The organism is Brevibacterium sp. HMSC22B09, assembly GCF_001806795.1.
GTDB classification, from domain to species: Bacteria; Actinomycetota; Actinomycetes; order Actinomycetales; family Brevibacteriaceae; genus Brevibacterium; species Brevibacterium ravenspurgense.
In genome coordinates, this window is record NZ_KV786009.1 from 50,367 (window position 1) to 67,041 (window position 16,675).

Annotated in this window: 12 protein-coding genes; 4 read left to right on the forward strand and 8 right to left on the reverse strand. The window is 58.2% G+C overall.

The annotated features are described in order from the left end of the window. From HMPREF3087_RS04585 to HMPREF3087_RS04615, 7 genes are all read right to left on the reverse strand, one after another. Positions 1-565, reverse strand: a 565-nt coding sequence (locus HMPREF3087_RS04585) for an ABC transporter ATP-binding protein (RefSeq protein ID WP_070428268.1), incomplete at its 3' end; no start/stop codon positions are given. An 8-nt stretch (positions 566-573) separates the two neighbouring features. Continuing rightward, entirely contained in the window at positions 574-1,944 is a 1,371-nt protein-coding gene (locus tag HMPREF3087_RS04590) for an FtsX-like permease family protein (RefSeq protein WP_070428243.1), read from the reverse strand. Next, positions 1,941-3,263, reverse strand: coding sequence for an ABC transporter permease (locus tag HMPREF3087_RS04595; RefSeq protein WP_256173037.1), 1,323 nt, complete (start codon positions 3,261-3,263; stop codon positions 1,941-1,943). The genes HMPREF3087_RS04590 and HMPREF3087_RS04595 overlap by 4 nt, the downstream gene beginning before the upstream one ends. Positions 3,264-3,492: 229 nt before the next feature. After that, a complete protein-coding gene (locus tag HMPREF3087_RS04600) occupies positions 3,493-6,654 on the reverse strand; it encodes a type I restriction endonuclease subunit R (RefSeq protein ID WP_070428244.1) in 3,162 nt (1,053 codons plus the stop codon). A 30-nt stretch (positions 6,655-6,684) separates the two neighbouring features. Beyond that, positions 6,685-7,884, reverse strand: a complete 1,200-nt coding sequence (locus HMPREF3087_RS04605) for a restriction endonuclease subunit S (protein WP_070428245.1) — start codon at positions 7,882-7,884, stop codon at positions 6,685-6,687. Next, positions 7,881-9,443 (reverse strand): type I restriction-modification system subunit M, encoded by a 1,563-nt coding sequence (locus tag HMPREF3087_RS04610; RefSeq protein ID WP_141738870.1) that lies wholly within the window; start codon positions 9,441-9,443, stop codon positions 7,881-7,883. The genes HMPREF3087_RS04605 and HMPREF3087_RS04610 overlap by 4 nt, the downstream gene beginning before the upstream one ends. Before the next feature lie 180 nt (positions 9,444-9,623). Next, positions 9,624-10,790, reverse strand: coding sequence for an ATP-binding protein (locus tag HMPREF3087_RS04615; protein ID WP_070428247.1), 1,167 nt, complete (start codon positions 10,788-10,790; stop codon positions 9,624-9,626). Between the two features lie 403 nt (positions 10,791-11,193). Here HMPREF3087_RS04615 and dctP point away from each other — a divergent pair, with 403 nt between their 5' ends. The 4 genes from dctP (at position 11,194) to HMPREF3087_RS04635 (ending at position 14,881) form a co-directional block, all read left to right on the forward strand. Next, a complete protein-coding gene (gene dctP / locus HMPREF3087_RS04620; protein ID WP_256173038.1) occupies positions 11,194-12,129 on the forward strand; it encodes a TRAP transporter substrate-binding protein DctP in 936 nt (311 codons plus the stop codon). Then, complete coding sequence (locus HMPREF3087_RS04625; protein ID WP_070428249.1) at positions 12,126-12,740, forward strand: TRAP transporter small permease subunit; 615 nt, start codon at positions 12,126-12,128, stop codon at positions 12,738-12,740. The genes dctP and HMPREF3087_RS04625 overlap by 4 nt, the downstream gene beginning before the upstream one ends. Further along, positions 12,737-14,095 carry a TRAP transporter large permease gene (locus HMPREF3087_RS04630; RefSeq protein WP_070428250.1) on the forward strand — a complete coding sequence of 453 codons (1,359 nt, stop codon included), beginning with the start codon at positions 12,737-12,739 and terminating at the stop codon, positions 14,093-14,095. The genes HMPREF3087_RS04625 and HMPREF3087_RS04630 overlap by 4 nt, the downstream gene beginning before the upstream one ends. A 207-nt stretch (positions 14,096-14,302) precedes the next feature. Further along, a complete protein-coding gene (locus HMPREF3087_RS04635) occupies positions 14,303-14,881 on the forward strand; it encodes a hypothetical protein (protein WP_070428251.1) in 579 nt (192 codons plus the stop codon). A gap of 105 nt (positions 14,882-14,986) precedes the next feature. Here HMPREF3087_RS04635 and HMPREF3087_RS04640 read toward each other — a convergent pair whose 3' ends face one another. Next, positions 14,987-16,570: a class I adenylate-forming enzyme family protein gene (locus tag HMPREF3087_RS04640; protein ID WP_070428252.1), complete on the reverse strand. Its 1,584-nt coding sequence runs from the start codon at positions 16,568-16,570 to the stop codon at positions 14,987-14,989. Between the last annotated feature and the right edge of the window lie 105 nt (positions 16,571-16,675).

The window sequence follows — 16,675 nt, forward strand, 5'->3', positions numbered from 1 at the left end:
AGTGGGTGACGACGATGACGCATTTGCCCTGCTCATGGGCTGCGTTTCGCAGAATCTCAATAACCCCTTCGGCGGTTTCCTCATCGAGGTTGCCGGTGGGTTCATCAGCCAAGATGACCGGTGCAGAGGAAACCAGCGCGCGGCCAATGGCCACTCGCTGCTGCTGACCACCAGACAGGGCAAGCACATTCCGCTTCGCAGCAGCAGCATCAATGCCCAGCCGGGTGAGGTCGTCAACGCTGGCCTTGGGATTGACCAGGCGCAGGTTCTCCAGAGGAGTCAGATAGTCGATGAGGTTGTAGTTCTGGAACACCAGCGCAATCTGGTCTTTGCGGTGACGGGTGTACCCGGTTTCGGCAATGTCATCGCCGCCAAACCGAACAGTCCCCTGACTGGGTGCATCGAGTCCCGCCAGCAAGTTCAACATGGTGGTCTTGCCCGCACCCGACGAACCGACGATCGCGTAGAACGTGCCCTTTTCGAAGTCATAGGTGACGTTGCTGAGCACCCGCTTGGCAGAATTGGGATAGCTGAAATTGACGTGATCAAGCTGCATGATGGCCATGATGTTTCCTAACTGAGTTTTGCAAGAATTCGTTTGGGGCGCTGCATAACAAGCGGCAGGACTCCCACGGACACACCGATAAGCACAATGACGGCTCCTAGCACCAACGCCAGGACAACATCACCGACTCCGGTGCTCGGCTGAAGCGCCGACAACGCCTCCCCACCCACCTGGGCGAAGACTGCCTGTCCCAACCGGGAGGAAAGAACCGTTCCGACAACCGCGGCAATCACCGCCGCGACACCGGCGAAAATGCCTGCTTCAATAGCAAACTGCCACAGCACATTGCCTTTGCTTTTGCCCAGGGACACAAGGATGCCGATTTCGTGAATCCGTCCGCGCGCCCAGAAAGTGCTCACCAGCGTGAGCACGCACGCGCCGGCCACGCACAGGCCCAACAGCAGGATTCCCAGCAGTCGGTCCACCCCGGAAATCGCCTGCAGAACAGGGGCGAACTGTGCCGAGTTGTCCTCCAGCGTCAGCTCCGGTGCGATGCCTTTGGCAGCTTCGAGCGCTTCCGGCAGCTGCTGCGCGTTCTGCGTGAAATAGCGGCCCGTGGTCAGGGGCGCGCCGAGCCTCTGCGCGGATGCTAGATCCACAAAAACGTGGTTCTCAGATGCCCCGGACGGCAGCCCCGTAGGGTTGTCGGTTTTACCGTCAAGAATGCCGGCAATCGTGACCGTGACCTTCTCACCATCGCGAGTAAGCGTGAGCCTGTCCCCCACCCCGAGCTTGTTGTGCTCGGCGAACTCGCGGTGAATGATCGCCCGCGAACCACCATCCGCGCCACCCTTCGCACCTACATGCTCCCCTTCGACAAGCCGGTACAGCTTGCCCTGGAATGCCGGGTTGAGCGAGGAATCACTGGTGCCGGTGACACTGACATCGCCTGCGAACTGCGGGTCCAGCTGAACTCCACTGGCGCCCAACACCGGCTGCGCTCCTTCGGGCCGGGCTAAGACGGCCGCCTCAAGACTGTGCCGCGCCACCTGGGGCAGGGCTGCCAAACGCTCAGCCACCTCCCGATCGATTCCCGCAGAATCTCCCGAGGTGCCGCCCGACTGGGCAGCCGGGCTCCCGCCCGCCCCAGGTGTCTCACCTGAACCGGGTGTCACCTGGCCACCCTCCCGAGGTGCCGGGTCACCTGCCGAACCGGACTCCACCTCGTCAGCGGTCTCACCTGCCGAACCCGGCCCGGTTACCGTGAATCCGGCACCGACGTTGGTGTTGATGGCGTTTTTGACCTCAGTCATGGTGGAGCGCACACCGGATTGGGCGACGAGTGCTGTGAAGACCACGGTCATGATGAGGGTCATGAGCAGGGTGCGGCCGGGTTTGCGGGTGACGCAGCGGATTGCGCGTGACCAGGGGCTGGTCATGTGGCGTCCGCCAGGATTGTGCGGGGGCTCTTGCGCATCATCGGCACCGTGGTGATGGCAACGACAATGGCGATGACCGCAGCACAGATAATCGCGGCTTGGATGACCGAGCCAGATGTCAGGCCCACTGTCAGGTTCTCCAGTGTTTGGGCGGATGCGGAAGATTCCATGTCGGCACCGAACTGGCCAGCTTGGGCCATGTCCTGTGCGGCGGATTTGTTGACGCTGGCCAGGGTGGTCTCACCCACCCATTGGGCGAATCGGCCGGCGGCGAAGTAGGCGGCGATGAACGCCGGTACCGCGATCAGGATCATCTCGGTGAAGTACTGGGCGGCGATGCTGGTTTTGGTGGTACCGATGGACAGCAGCGTGCCGGTTTCCCTGTTGCGTTCGCGCAGCCACAGGAACAGAACGAGGGCGACGACCGCGGCGGCGAAGATGGTGGCGGCAACGGTGGTGTTGCGCATGATGCTCTTGATGCCGTCAACAGCGCCGGTGATGCCCGAAAGGTACTGGGCCGACGGGGAGATCTGGTAGTTCTGCCAGTCGATGCCCTGCCCCTTCGCGGCTTCGGTCACCTGGTCGAGGTCAGCGTCTTTGCTGATGAAGAAGTTCGCGTCCTGATAGATCTCGTTATCCGGCGTGAACTTGTACAGCGCACGTGTGGTTTCAAGGTCGGTGAAGACGGTGTTGGCGAAAAGCTCATTGCGCGTTGCTGCCGGGCGGGGGTTGTCGCCGGATACGAGGCCCACGATTTCGGTTGTGACCTCTTCGGTGGACTGGCGTTCGTTGTCGACGTCGTACTTGTTGCCCTTCAGCGTGAGTTTGCTGCCCACGGTGAGGTTATTGGCTTTTGCGAGGTCTTCGTGAATGACGGCTTTGTTCTTGTCATCAGGCTTCAGGTGGCGGCCTTCGGTGAGTTTCAGTGTGCCGCTGCGAAAATTGTTGTCGATTTCGCTGTTGTTGACACCCCACACGTTGACGGCGTTGCCGAACTGTTCTTCTCGCTGTTTGTCGTAGTCGTCGTGGTCGAGTTTCTGCACTTTCGCACCGACGAGGTCAGCGGTGACGTTCTGGCGGGCCACGTGCGATTCGACACCGTCCAGCCCCGCGAGTTTGTCGATGTCAGCGGGTTTGACGGTGCCGGCACCTCGTGGTGTTCCGAGGTTGTGCTGGGGGTTGTTCTCCAGGACGAACCCGCGGCCAGTCTTTGCTTCGATTTCGCTGGACACGTGGTCGGCTGAGCGAGTGACGGCACTGGCGGCCATGACCACGGTGGCCATGATGGCCAGAACAGCAAAGATGATGAGTGTTTTCACTGGCTTGCGAACACAGTAGCGCCAGGCTCTGCCTACGAACGTCAAAACTTCCCTTCCGGTGACAGCGGCAGCGCCCACGCGCGGGTTGTGGTGCGCTGCCGAAAAGATCCTGGAAGAACGTACTACCGGAATCTGGACTGATTCTGCATGCCCCCTGCGCCGGTCCTGAGGGATCGCGAGGTGGAGGTGCGGTATGGGGGTGTGTGCGGCTTTGTGTGGGGGTTAATTGTCAGCCGATAGTTCGGTACCGCTCGAAAAGCTCGATGAACTTTTTGACTACGCGTTTTTTAACGTCCTCGCGGCTGTCCCCGGCGGCGGTGCGGCCGAAGAGGCTCATGGGCGGCAGGATCTCAACGATATCGGTTCCGGTAGTCGGCACCTCGCCTATTTCGAAGGCGTAGTCCGCGAAGGCACGCGCCTGCGGTTCTCGCAGGTTTTCTTCCTGGATGAGGTTGCCGAGCTCTCGCTCACGCCTCTGCTGAACGAATGCGTTCCACTGGTCGACCACGTTTTTGCTCGTGTCGACGGCTTCGATGAAGTCCATGAACAAGTCGCGTTTGTCGCGCAGGGTGGGGCTGGCATCGATCGCTTGGCGAATCTGCTCCTTGATGTCGTCGTCAGACGGTGTGGAGCTCGACTTCGGCGTATGCAGTTTCTCGACGAGCATGAGGATGTAGTCGACGTTGACGTCCACCTGGCGCAGCAGCTCGATTTCAAATTCGAGTTCCTGCTGTTCATAAGAATCCGAATCATCCGTTCGACCATCGTCACCCCCACCGAGTTCTTCCCGGATTTCGAGGTAGACGCTCTGCAGGTCCTGCATATCGCGCGGACTGAGATCGTCATCTTCGGCGAACTCGTCAAATCCTGCGAGCATGTTGCGCAGCTTGAGGATTTCGCCGAATACCTGCACGAAGTGTTTCTGTTCGGTTTCACTGGCGGGGACGGCTTCGCCAATCCCGTGGAAGCTCAGCAGTTCAGCGACTTTGGCCTTGTACTGCTTCAAGTAGTGTTCGTACGGCTTTAGCAGGGCGATGCCCTCTGCGTCTTTGTTGCCGAACAGCGCCAGCGCATCCTCAGTGTTCTTCTGCAGGTCGCGGAAGCACACGATGTTGCCGTACTGCTTCACGGAGTTCAGAATGCGGTTGGTACGAGAAAACGCTTGGATCAGCCCGTGGTAGCGCAGGTTTTTGTCCACGTACAGAGTGTTCAGTGTTGGGGCGTCGAACCCAGTGAGGAACATGTTGACCACGATCAGCAGGTCGACTTCCCTGTCTTTGACCCTCATGGACAGGTCGCGGTAGTAGTTCTGGAAGTTGTCGCCGCCTACGTCGTAGCTGGTGCCGAAGATGCTGTTGTAGTCGCCGATGGCGCTTTCGAGGAATTCGCGGTCTTCTCCGCTGAGTTTGCCTGTGTCGAAGCCTTCTTCAGCGAGAATGCCAACTTCGGGATCTTCATTCGCTTTGTAGCTGAAGATGGTGGCAACTGTGAGACGTGCTGCTTGTGGCAACCCGGCTTGTTGAGCCGTGAATTCCTCGTAGTACAGCTTCGCGGCTTCTACTGATTGCACCGCCATCATGGCGTTGAAGCCGACAATCTTCCGCTTAGCTGTTTCCACGTTGCCCGGACCGCTGCGCCTTCGGGCAACATCAGCCACGTTGGCGGTCACGGTGTGGACGTAGGAATTGTCGGTTTCTGGGCTGAATGTCTGTCGGCGGGTGTGCTGGTTGAAATGTTTGAGGACGTACGAGGTGACGGCACTGATCCGCCGAGGTTCCAGGAGTAGAGCTTCTTGTTCGGCTCGGGTGGCGTGCTCCTGGGCAAAGTGTCGAACTTTCTCTACCACGTTGTTGTAGGCGAGTCTGAACGGCAGGACGTTCTTGTCTTCGATTGCGTCGACGATCGTGTACGTGTGCAGCTGGTCGCCGAAGGTTTCTTCGGTGGTGCGCACGATCACACGACCGTCGCGGGCACCATAGGACTTACCTGCGTTGGCTGGGAAGATCGGGGTGCCGGTGAAGCCGAAGATGTTGTATTTCTTGAACTTCTTTGTGATGGCCTCATGCATAGCACCGAACTGCGAACGGTGGCACTCATCAAAGATCAACACAGTGTGTTCGCTGTAAATGGGGTGCTTCGCGTTGGCTGCGACGAAGTTCGACAGCTTCTGGATTGTGGTGATGATGATGCGCGCGTTGGGGTCGCCCATCTGCTCCGTGAGGACTTTAGTGGATGCGTTGGAGTTTGCTGCGCCCTTTTTGAAGCTGTCGTATTCCCGCATGGTTTGGTAGTCGAGGTCTTTGCGATCAACCACGAACAGAACCTTGGGGCTGCTGGGCAGGGCTGTGGCCAGCTGTGCGGTTTTGAAGCTGGTGAGTGTTTTACCGGATCCGGTGGTGTGCCAGATGTATCCGCCGGCTTTTGTGCTGCCGAGCATTTTGTTATTTGCGGCGACGTCGATGCGCTGCAGGATCCGTTCTGTTGCGGCGATTTGGTAGGGCCGCATGACCAGCAGAGTGCCGTCTTCGCGCAGCACACAGTACCGGGTGAGGATGTTGAGGATTGTGTGTTTCGCGAAGAAGGTGCGGGTGAACCCGTGGAGGTCGGCGATGAGTTTGTTGTTGCCGTCTGCCCACCAGTTTGTGAATGCCCACGTGTTGACTGTGCGTTTTGTGCTGTCGTTTTTCTTGGGACGGGTGGTGTTCGAGTAGTACTTGGTGAGTGTCCCGTTGGAGATCACGAACACCTGGACGTAGTCGAACAGGCCGTACCCCGACCACAGTGACTGGTTTTGGTAGCGGGCGATCTGGTTGAACGCCTCCCGGAGGCTGACGCCTCGCCGTTTGAGTTCCACGTGGATGAGCGGCAGCCCGTTGACGAGGATCGTAACGTCGTACCGGTTGGAGTGGGTCGCACTGCCCGGCGAGGTGCCTGCTACAACTGCGTACTGGTTGATCACCTGCAGCTTGTTGTTGTGAATGTATGTTTTGTCGAGCAGGCGGATGTTCCGTGTGGTGCCGTCGTCCCGACGAAGAAGCTGGATGTTGTCGTTGTGCAGTCGCCAGGTTTTTTCTTTGGGACCGTCGTTCTTGCTGGCGATGTTTGTTTCGAAGAACGACTTCCACTCGCTGTCCGAGAACTCAACGCCGTTGAGTGCCTCAAGCTGTTTGCGGAGGTTCGCTACGAGGGCTGCTTCATCACGGATGGTGACGTATTCGTAGGCCTGGGCTTGCAGCTGTTTGATGAGCTCAGCTTCGAGCTGAGCTTCAGACTGGTAGGAGTCATCAGACTGGGTATCAGGTTCGTAGGCGGCAACGACAGTGGCTTCGTCGCTGACTGCAATGGGCGCAATTCTGTTGCGCTTGAGTTCGTCCCCGGTCGAAAATTCCATCCCAGCCCCACTCATTGAAACAGCGCGCGTTTATGCGGCGTCAGATTCCAGTTCCTTGAACGTCAGCAGTTTGTCCCGATAATACTCGTACTGCTTCCTCCGAGCCTCGATCTCAGCTGGCAGACCGGAAGAGAGGTCGTTGACCAGCGCGTCGAACTTGTCGAGGACATTGGCGATCCTCCGTTGAGTTTCCATCGGCGGGACCGGAACTCTTACAGTCTTCAACCGACGAACAGAAAGCCCGGGCTGTGCACTTTTCGTTACATATTGTCCAAGGTGAGCGTGCGAAAGTAAATGGTAAAAGAAATTTAAATCTAGATAAATTCGCGGATCGCAAACGACAGCATGGTCGGTGGCATAGAAAGGTGCCGCGGCCAGGTGCACGTTTCCACTCAGCGCCCCCTGTCGACCAATCAGCACGCGGGAATCGAAATTATTAGCCTCAGAAGTATATCCGCGAACCCCATTAGCCCCATAACAAGGAATGTTTCGTTCCCGAGTTTGCTTCTCCCCTATCTCGGAAGCCGAAAGGAATTTCCCGGCTCTCATCTCAAACAGATCACCAAGCTCAACCCAGGTTGCCGCCCCATCCTCGGGGAATGTGAGCAGCTGGTCGCGGTAGTACTCGTACTGCTTGCGGCGCGCTTCGAGCTCAGCCTCGAGCTCAGCCTCGAGCTCAGTGAAGAGATCAAGAACTTTAACGATCTCCCGTTGCACCTCCAGCGGAGGAACGGGAACTGCCAGTTCAAGAAACCGTTTCTTAGATATATTGATTCGCGTCACACCTTGTGCAGATCGAATAATCTGCCTACGTACGAGAGGTGCACGAAACAGATATTTCGAAAACTCTGGATCGAGAATCTGCCTATCTTTAAGTCGAAACGCGAAACAAAAACTGTTCAGATATAAGTCCGACTCAGGCTGTCTCGTCACGACTGAAGACATGCCAACTTCGTCTAGATTTTCTGACGATGCTGTGAATAGGACATCCCCCAGCGCAAGCCTGTTCTGCTTTTTGCCGTCCGATAGATCCACTCGTTCCAGTTTCGTGAAGTCCACGGAAAGACTGCCGAACACTTGCTTGTACGTTACGAACTGATCATCGCCGTGACCGAAGTCCACTTTCGTTCGTCCGGCAAGCCCCGAGATGAGGATTCCAAGATCTGAAAGCCTTTGAAACGGAACCCCGTCTGGGCAGTGCTCCTGGATCAGTTTTTCGATGCGGTTCACTTGGGTGCACCTGCTTCGAGTTCAGCGACGATTGCATCGATGCTGGTGCGCAGCTCCGACTGGCGGCCTACGATCTGCGCGATTTCTGCGTTGAGCTCGGTGATGTCGATTTTTTCGCGCGTGTCCTCGAATTCGACATAGGAACTGATGGACAGGTTGTAGTCGTTCTTCGCAATTTCTTCGGCGCTGACGCGCTTGGACACGTACTGTTCCTCGCGGCGCTCTTCGAACATGCTCACGATCTTGTCGCGGTGCGCCTCGGTCATGACGTTGTTCTTGCCCTGGCGAACAAAGTCCTTCGACGCATCGATGAACAGCACATCGTTGACTGACTTCGACTTCTTCAGCACAAGGATGCACACCGCGATCGTGGTGCCGAAGAACATGTCCTCCGGCAACTGGATCACAGCGTCCACGTAGTTGTTGTCGACAAGGTATTGACGGATCTTCTGTTCTGTACCACCTCGGTACAGAACACCGGGGAACTGCACCAGTGCAGCTGTTCCGTCGACAGCGAGCCACGACAGCACGTGCATCGTGAATGCAAGGTCTGCTCGCCTCACAGGCGCCAGAACACCCGCCGGAGCAAACCGGGGGTCGTTGATGAGCAGCGGGTTGTTCTTGCCTTCCCACCGGGTGGCGTAGGGCGGGTTCGAGACAATCGCGTCGAACGGTTCATCGTCCCAATGCTGTGGGTCGGTGAGGGTATTGCCGTGCGCGATGCTGAACTTGTCGTAGTTCACGTCGTGCAGAAACATGTTGATGCGGGCCAGGTTGTACGTGGTCAGGTTGATTTCCTGCCCGTAATAGCCCTGACGCACACCGTGCGGTCCAAGAACCTTGGCAAACTTCAGAAGCAGAGAACCGGAACCGACCGCCGGGTCATACACGCGGTTCACTTGTGTTTTGCCGATGGTCGTCAACCTAGCCAGCAGTTCGCTGACTTCCTGCGGCGTGTAGTACTCGCCACCGGATTTTCCGGCCTGTGATGCGTACATCTGCATGAGGAATTCGTAGGCATCACCAAACATGTCGATGCCTTCATCATGCTTTTCGCCCAGGTCTAAGTCACCGATGGCGTTGAGAAGGTTCCTCAGCTTGTCATTTCGGCGCTCAACCGTGTTGCCCAGGCGGTTCGAGTTGACGTCGAGGTCGTCGAACAGGCCTTTGATGTCATCTTCGCTGCGGTGGCCGAGCGACGAGCCTTCGATGCTCTGGAATACCTTTTCCAGTGTTTCGTTGAGGTTGGGATCCTGCGCTGCACGCGCCCGCACGTTTTCGAACAGCTGGGAGGGAAGGATGAAGAAGCCCTTTTCATCCACCATCATTTCGCGGATCGGTTCGGCTTCAGCATCGCTCAGATCGGCGTAGCGGAAGCCAGCGCCTTCGTTCGCTTCAATGAAGTTGGAGAGGTTCTCTGAGATGAAGCGGTAGAACAGCAGCCCCAGCACATAGCTTTTGAAGTCCCAGCCGTCGACGGACCCGCGGAGTTCGTTTGCGACCTCCCAGATGGTCCGGTGCAGACGTTCACGCTGAACTTCACGCGAAAGAGCTCCCACAACAACCTCCACATACCGGGGCATACGGGTCCGACCCGAGCTTCACATCGTTAGTCAGATTAGACGGTTTGGCCACAGAAACTAAGGCGCGCGTTGTCCCAGCGCGTCGCTGATGCCGCGACTTCTGTCAAGGTCGTACCGTTTACGGCCTCGAAACAGGCACACGCGAGAAATTACGCCTCAGGACAGGCGTTCACGCTCCAGAATGTATTCACGCGTGTAGGGCATCGTGAACGTCACGACGCCTCGTGCGGGCGACTCGATGACGCCTGCGGCCAACAGCCGGTTGCGATAGGTTCCAGCATTGCGGGGGTCCATGTCCATGCGCTTGGCCACTTCGACGGTCATGGATGGCCCTTCGTCTGCAGACATGGCGTACAGATAGTCACGATCGCGTTTGGAGAGCCCAGCAAATGTAGGTTCGTGAATCTGCCGGTACATGGCCCGTTGAGCGTCTGCCGCCGCTTGACGCACGTGCGAGATCGTAATGACGTCTTCACTGCCTGCAAGTTTGAATGCTTCATCGCCGATCAACTGCACCAAGTACGGGTACCTACCGGAAGCCGCGACAGCCGCCTCTAGAGCCTGTTCCGACATCGATTTGCCCGTTTTCTCCAAAGGGCGGGTAAGCCCTTCCCGGGCTCCGGCCTCCGTTAGAAGCTCAAGGTCAATGCGCTCTGCACGCCGCAGGTACGTCGACACACGGTCATTCACCAAGTCATCGATGGAGGCTGGCAGGCCCGCGCCGACGAATGCGACGGGGGCTCGTTCGGAAACAGCGGCGCTCAGGGCATCTGTAACCTGACGCAGCTCATCGATATTTGATCTGTGCACCTCGTCCAGAGTGACGAGCAGTCCTGAACCCCGCTCAGCAAGTGCTTCAACTGCACGTATGAGCTGGTGCTGGAAATCGGGAGTTACGGGGAAACGGTCTTCACTTGTGGTGGAAACGCTGCCGCCGAAACCCATCACGTTGAATCCTCCCCCGGTGATGCGCATGTTCGACTGCGATTCCCAATCGAGCGTCGCCATAGCTTCAGGGATTCGGGCCTCAGTCAACCGCTGAACAACACCTGGGCTGGCCTGGTCCTGAGCACATATCCAACCGCGCGACTGAGCGACCTTTTGAAACACCTTCAACATCACGCTCTTGCCCATACCGCGCTGTCCGGTGACGAGAGTGGCCTGGCCGCGAGCCCCGGGACCCTCATCAAGCATCCGCGCGAAAGCATCAACCAACTGCTGTCGGTCAGCCAGGCGGGGCGGAATCACCCCGAAGGTCGGCGTGAATGGCGAGCGCACGTAATCGCCATCGGGAACCGGCGGAATATCGAATGCATCAGTCATGTGCCACTCTCACGATCGCTTATGAAAGTTTATGATAATTATGATAACCGCTCTGACGTGACTCCGGCGATCCTGCACGAGCAGCGGCAGGGAGCCAACCAGACAGGCACCCGCAGTGCTGGAGCAAAGCGAGGATCGTTGTCGCCGGAATGCGCTGAAATGCTGCAAAAGCCCTGCTCAGATAGCGATATGGTTCTATCGCCACCCACCTTTGTGACATAGGTTATACCCACACACAATCCACAAGGAGGTGGACATGGTACGCCCTAGCGCTCTTATTTCAGCAATGACAGCCCTCGCTCTGGTCACTGCAGCCGGATGTGCGCCAGGCTACGGAAAACAAACAGAAAGCGGAGACGGCACAATCGGCGCAGCATCAAGCTGCACCAGCCACAGTCTCCGATTGTCCCATCAATGGCCCGCAGCTCGCGATGGCGACAGTGACTTCCGGTCGCAGCTTGCCGAAGACTTCGCCAAAAAGGTCACAGAAGAAACCGATGGTGAAGTCAACATCAAGGTTTTCGCGAATTCGACGCTTTCTAAACCGAATGACCAGTACGACGCGATGCTTGCCGGTTCGATCGACGGAGCGATCATGCCTCTGGACTACGCGTCCGGGCATGTCCCCGCGTGGTCGATCACTTTGATGCCTGGCCTCGTCCGCAGTCACACCGAAGCACAGGAATGGGACGAAGGTCCCATGGGCAAAGCAATAGATCAGTCAATGCTGGACAACGGGCTGATCCGCCTGGTTCACGTTTGGAACGCCGGAGGGATCGGCTCGAAATCAGCCCCAATTGTCACGCCTGAGGACCTTCCTTCAGGAACGACGTTGAGGGCCGCCGGCAACTACGTGGAGCACATGCTCCATGAAGCCGGCGCAGGTATTACCAGTCTGCCCAGCTCCGAAATCTATTCGGCCATGCAGACCGGTGTTCTCGATGCCGCTGTCACGTCATCGAGTTCCTTCGCCTCCTACAGGCTCGAAGAGCTCGTGAAATCTTACGTTTCGCCGACGAAGAACACCTTCTGGTTCATGTACGAACCCTTAGCGCTGACAAGAAGCGCTTTCGAGCAGCTGTGCCCTGAACAGCAGGAAATCCTGTGGGACGTAGCGGCAGACCTGCAAGAACAGTCCTACGCCGATTCAGAAGCCGATGACAAACGGGTCGAAAAGATCTTTGCCGATGCTGGTGTTGAAGTCACTCAAATTGACGATGAGGCTTTCGCCAAGTGGCTTCCGCTTGCCCGCAAACAATGGGATGCCTACAGCAAGGATGTGCCCGGCGGTGCTGAGCTCATGGAGCTTGCCAGGAAGAACGGACACGGTGAGCAATGAACACGAAGAACAACACGGTTAAGCCGGCCGTGTGCCGAATCATCGACACAATTTCCGAAATTTCAGGCCTTGCTGCGGGCATTGCCATGATCGCCGCAACCCTGGTCACCGGATGGGGAGTGTTTGTCCGCTATGTGCTCAGAGAGCCAACCGGCTGGCAGACTGAGGCCACCATTTACCTGCTCATCTGCGTGGCGTTCCTCGGTGCGGCCTACGGAGTCAGACACAACGCCCACGTCGGTGTCGACCTCCTGCCAGAAGCCCTCCCGCTCAAGCCCCGCCTCGTCCTGCGGATCATCACGACCATCATGGTCCTCGCCGTTGTCGCAGTCGTTGCGTGGACCGGCGGAAAGATCTGGCTTCAGTCCTATGCGCTCGATACCCGTTCGGCGAGCGCCTGGGCACCGCCTCTGTGGATTCCGTACGCCCTGATCCCTCTGGGCATGGGCCTGGTGTTTCTCCAGTACGTAGGCGAACTCATCGAAGCGGTGCTCGCTTTGATCGGCCGCCTGGATCCCAAACACGTCACCCTGCTGGGAAGCACGAGTGAAGCCGCCGAAGCACAGGCGGACACTCTGCTTGAGGCATCAGGACAGGAGGAACGGCCATGAACCCCCTGCTTTCGGGCGGACTGATCATTGTCATTTCGCTTGTCCTCTTCGCATCGGGCATGCCGATCGCCTTTGCTCTGGCAATCACCGCCCTGATAGCCATCCTCATCTTCCTTGGCCCCGAGCACACTGAGCTCTTCGGCAAACTCACCTTCGATTCGCTCAACGACTTCGGGCTCCTGGCGATCCCGCTGTTCGTCCTCATGGGCAACCTTTTCGGAGGGTCGAAAGCGTCCCGTCAGCTGTTCGTCGCCGGTGAGGCGTGGCTGTCGCGGATCCGTGGTGGACTGGCGATGAGTTCGGTCGTCGCCTCTACTGTCTTCGCCGCAATGACAGGGTCCTCCCCCGCAACCGCAGCAGCCATCGGCCGTGTTGCGATCCCTGAAATGCAGGCCCGCGGGTACTCCGCACGGATCGCAACGGGTGCTGTGGCGGCAGGCGGAACTCTCGGAATTCTGATCCCGCCAAGCGTCACGTTGATCCTGTACGGCATTGCCTCTGAACAGTCCATCGGCCAGCTGTTCGCCGCGGGCATCATTCCGGGCATCGTCGTCATGATCATGTTCTGCATCTGGATCTACATTGCAGTCGCACGCGATCAGAAACGCCTCAGTGCAGAGCAGTCGAACGGCGAAACCAGCCGCGTCATCGGAATGTCGGAAGACGGCCCAGTCACATGGACCTGGGGCGAGCGGTTTGCCGCCCTGGTGAAAGTTCTGCCGTTTGGTGCTCTCGTGGCAGCCGTTCTGTTTGTTCTGTACCGCGGTATTGCGACGCCGAGTGAAGCAGCCGCAATCGGTGTCATCCTGGTTGCTCTGCTCGTGATCGTGTTCTACCGCGAACACAACGGCAAGGAGCTGCTTGGGGTGCTCCAGTCTTCGGTATCCCAGTCCTCGATGATCTTGATGATCACAGCGTTTTCGGCAGTGATCGCCACGGTGCTGAGCTACCTGGAAGTGCCGCAAGAACTGGCATCGACAATCACGGACCTCGAGCTCAACCGCTGGGCCGTGCTGATCCTCATCAACATTGTGCTGCTGGCGATGGGACTCTTCCTGCCACCGGTGTCCATCGTCGTGATGGTGACCCCCATCCTGCTTCCGCTGATTCTGGAATTGGGATTCGACCCCATCTGGTTCGGCATCGTCATGACCATCAACATGGAAATGGGCCTGATCACGCCACCGGTTGGACTCAACCTGTTTGTGATCAAGGGAATCGCACCGAAGATCAAACTGACGGACATCCTCGCCGGATCAGCCCCGTACATCGTGGTGCTGGGCTTGGCCATTGTCCTGTTCTCGATCTTCCCCGAGATCGTCACGTGGCTGCCCGAAGTCCTCTATCAGGAATAGGCCACCCACGGTCTAGCTGAACAAAGAAAACAGCTGCCCATTGGTTCGTTCCAATGGGCAGCTGTTTTCGTTAAGCTGCCGGCAATGTCGACCGCCAGCAGACGACCCCCCTAACCCCTAAGCCTCACAAAGCGCCCTCTGCCGTAACAATCGCGGGGTAATATCCGACCAACTACGTCACCTGGTTCATGAGAAAAGGACCCTGCCATGGCGAAATCGGGCCTGAAGCTTCCCACACCGATCAAAGTGCTCATCATCGGCTTCATCGTGATGCTGAACTTTGCGATCATCGCCGGAGCCCTCTGGCTTCTGTTCGAACTGATCACCATCATGCTCGGCAAAACCTGGGTCGCCTCAATCGTGCTGCCGAGTGTTTTCCTGCTCGTGCTCATCCCCATCAGAGGGTGGACGGTCGCGGGCACAATCGTATTCATGGTCGCGGTCTTCTTAAGCACCATGCTCGATGTTCCCGGCAACCCCATCTACAACGCCCCCTTCGAAGCCCTGTTCCTCGAAGAAGGCCAATACCTCAGCGCACAAGTGCACACCACGCACCCATCCCAGAGTGAAACCGTTGTCAGCGGGGACAACATCGTTGTCGATGCAGACGGCAACATGATCTACGACATCAACAACTTCATCCCCATGGGATACCGCGCAGTCCTCTACACCCTCATCTACGCAACCCTGCTGACCCTCCGCGGCCTCATCCCCCTGCCCCGAGCCAAGAAGAAAACCGGCAAAAGGGACGAAAAGAACGGAAACGCAGCCCTCGAACCGGCATAAGGGACTGCGTAAGCACCCGCGCAAACACCACGAGGCAAGAAAGTCCCGGCGGGCACCTTTCACCAGGCACCCGCCGGGCCCACAGCACCGACTCACACCACAGGCTCACTCCCCCGCGGACTCGCTCCTCACGGCATCACGCAGGCGGTGCTTGAGGATTTTGCCCGACGGGTTGCGCGGAATGTCCCTGTACAGCACCTTCCTGGGCAGTTTGAACTTCGAGAGCGTCTGCGCTGCGTGTTCGCGAATCGACTCCAAGGTGGGCGTGTTCTCCGGATCAGCCGGCACGATCACCGCAACAACGGTCTCCCCGTACACCTCGTGCAGATCACCCACAACAGCCACGTCCAGAACACCGGGGTGACCAGAGACAGCATTCTCCACCTCGGCGGAATAGATGTTCTTCCCACCCGAGATGATCATGTCCTTCATCCGGTCGACCAGCGTCATGAACCCATCAGATTCACGTTTTGCCAGGTCACCGGTGTGCAGCCAACCATCCCGGATGGTCTTCGCGGTCTCTTCGGGCTTGTTCCAGTAGCCCTTCATCATCGATTCGGACTTAAGGATCATTTCGCCGACCTCACCTTCGGCAACATCATTGCCCTCAGGGTCGACAATCCGGTACACACCATTCGGATTCGCCCCACGGCCAGAAGCCCACGGGCGCTCCAAGATCTCCTCGTGCGTGAGCACCGCACCACCGGGACCGCCCTCAGTCAGGCCCGTACCCTGGGTCAGCCGAGCATTCGGGAACGCATCAATAACCCTGGTGACCAGCGAACCCGGCATGGGAGCAGCCCCGTAGAAGATCCGCTGCATCGACGAAACATCAATGCTTTCCACATTCGGCACCCGCAGCATGAGCGCCAACATGGTCGGCACCGCAAACGTGAACGTGCACTTGTGCTTCTCAATTGCGTTAAGCGCATCCTGCGGATCGAACGTCGGGCGGATGACGATCGCGCCGGCAGCCAGAATCGTGGGGAACAGAACGTTCGTCAACGGCGCCGAGTGGTACATCGGCGCAATCATCAGCACCCGCTCACCCTCATGCAGACCCGTGCTCAAGCCCAGCGACATACCGGCCCAAATGGCCGCGTGATGATCCAGGACCGCTCCCTTGGGATTACCCGTAGTTCCCGAGGTGTAAAGGATGAGCGCGTTATCGCTCTCCTCTACCGCTGTGCCCAGGTTGGTGTCATCGGCCTGGGTTGCCAGGGCGAGCGCGTCTGTGAACCGGTCAGCACCCGGGGTCGAGGGGTCAACAGGACCGAGGCTCAGACCGATGGGGGCTTCGGGGGCGGGGGTCTCTTCTTCCCCGCCGCCGAGGCGGTTGAAGGCATCCGCTGATGGCTTGGCAAGTGCCGGGTGGGCAACAAAGGTTTTCGCGCCGGAATCGCGCAGGAAGTACGCCAGCTCCGGGCCCGTGGACTGGGGATTGGCCGGGGACAGAACAGCCCCGAGCTTGAACACCGCATAGGCGGCAACCACGAAGTACGGGCTGTTGATGCTGTTGAGAACCACACGGTCACCCTTGCCCACACCGTGATCGGCCAGCACTCGGGCGAACTGATTGGCCGCGGCATTCAGCTGCGGATAGGACATGGTGAGCTCGTCGCTGATGAGCGCTGTGGCCTCAGGCCGGCGCTGTGCTGTGCGTTCAAGAATGGTGGACAAGTGGGCCATGGGTGATCCTTTCGCGTCTTTGAGATGGTCATCCCGACCTACGGGGGCTCTCCTTCAAACCCTGTTGTTCTCCAAGTGTATTGGTTATTATCCATTTGGAGAAGA

Coding starts and splice junctions, on each gene's coding strand:
- HMPREF3087_RS04600 (WP_070428244.1), bottom strand. CDS start 6,654: ATGGAATTTTCGACCGGGGACGAACTCAAGCGCAACAGAATTGCGCCC.
- HMPREF3087_RS04630 (WP_070428250.1), top strand. CDS start 12,737: ATGAACCCCCTGCTTTCGGGCGGACTGATCATTGTCATTTCGCTTGTC.
- HMPREF3087_RS04590 (WP_070428243.1), bottom strand. CDS start 1,944: ATGACCAGCCCCTGGTCACGCGCAATCCGCTGCGTCACCCGCAAACCC.
- HMPREF3087_RS04615 (WP_070428247.1), bottom strand. CDS start 10,790: ATGACTGATGCATTCGATATTCCGCCGGTTCCCGATGGCGATTACGTG.
- HMPREF3087_RS04640 (WP_070428252.1), bottom strand. CDS start 16,570: ATGGCCCACTTGTCCACCATTCTTGAACGCACAGCACAGCGCCGGCCT.
- HMPREF3087_RS04635 (WP_070428251.1), top strand. CDS start 14,303: ATGGCGAAATCGGGCCTGAAGCTTCCCACACCGATCAAAGTGCTCATC.
- HMPREF3087_RS04625 (WP_070428249.1), top strand. CDS start 12,126: ATGAACACGAAGAACAACACGGTTAAGCCGGCCGTGTGCCGAATCATC.